This window comes from Thermogutta sp. (assembly GCF_039793925.1).
Taxonomy (GTDB): Bacteria; Planctomycetota; Planctomycetia; order Pirellulales; family Thermoguttaceae; genus Thermogutta.
This window is the reverse complement of the sequence record NZ_JBAMME010000120.1, coordinates 1-1,277: the sequence shown is the minus strand read 5'-3', so window position 1 is coordinate 1,277 and position 1,277 is coordinate 1. Positions and strand designations below refer to the sequence as shown.

Sequence of the window (1,277 nt, the reverse complement as noted above, 5' to 3'; positions counted from 1 at the left end):
GTACCCCCCAACACTCACCCGCCTCATGCTCCCCGTAGGATACCAGGAAAGGCTTCTCGTCACCTCCTCATGGTGACCCGGCCTGGCCCCGAGGATCCCCTTTTCGTCCCCGGCCCCGAATTTTCCTCACGACCCAGGCAATCCCGGAGTCAATACCGTAGGCTAGCCCAACAAACACAGGAAAAGCCAAACAAATCCCTACAAAACTATCAGGCTCTGAAAAAAACCACTCAACCCACTCCCAGGCCTTGGCCAGCGCTTCAGCGTGGGAAGCATTCGGATTCGGCCATTGCAAAGCCTGAATGTAGCCGCAGGCCACTCCGACAACCAGGGTATAGGGAACACCAGCAAAGAAGGTGGCAGCCAACTTCCACCAAAAACGCCAGCCGCTCTTTTCCCAAAAATAAAGGAGAAGAACTAGGGTCCAGAATAACAAAAGGACGTTAAATAGCGTCTCCATGAATACGAGCTCACCACGCCACTCTTGATTTATGAGATACGGTACGGTAAATAGAAGCCCTAAGATGAGGACTCTCCGACCCATGGCTGTCCTTTCTCCTAGGGCCACCTTGGGTAATCCACGACGACGGGAACGGCAGACATCCCCCCGGGCATGACCTGCAACGTCGCAAAAAAGCGGTCACCCCCGGAACCGAGGTCGATGCAGCCGGCTGATTTCAACGACCCGGATCCCCCATGAATGAAAAAACCACCGCGCCCGAAGGTGTTCGTCGTCGGTGCTGGCGTAAGAGGTGTACGCGCTGAACCCCAGGCCACCGTGCCGCCCGGCCAAGGGCCGAATTTAATTCCGGCTAACGCTGGCAGCTTCGACGCTTCCACAACGATTCGCTGGAAAAACGAAAGGTCCGATAACTCTTGAATCTCGCCGGTGTAGTAAAGACCCTCCGGTATCGGGCCAACGTTTTTGACAGCTTGCTTGGTCGGATCCGTTGGTACAGTTTTGCCGGAGTTCGCGGTGAAGACCATAAGTGCGTCCTTTGTGACCAAATAGAGCCTTCCGCCCTCAAACAGCAAGGCAACCTTGCCCTGGTCAAGAGCCTTGTTGGCAGCATTCAGAGACGGGTTCTCCGTCGGTTGTTCGTCGTCGGCGATGCCGTCATCGTTGGCATCCATAACGAACTGGTACCTACCTCCGCGCCGCACCAAAAGCGTCGCCAAACCCGTAGGATCCACCGCGCTTACCGGGTTGTTGCGCACGTACGCGTAGAGGTTGAAGCTTTGGGGCGATTTCGGGTCGTAGTCCCTCCCGGGGTCCA

Annotated in this window: 2 protein-coding genes; both read right to left on the bottom strand. The window is 56.2% G+C overall.

All coding sequences use genetic code 11. From position 1 onward, the window contains the following. Positions 1-67: 67 nt before the first annotated feature. Positions 68-544 (bottom strand): hypothetical protein, encoded by a 477-nt coding sequence (locus ABJK56_RS04330; protein ID WP_347243435.1) that lies wholly within the window; start codon positions 542-544, stop codon positions 68-70. Between the two features lie 14 nt (positions 545-558). Beyond that, on the bottom strand, positions 559-1,277 hold a 719-nt coding region (locus ABJK56_RS04325; RefSeq protein ID WP_347243434.1), incomplete at its 5' end, for a tlde1 domain-containing protein.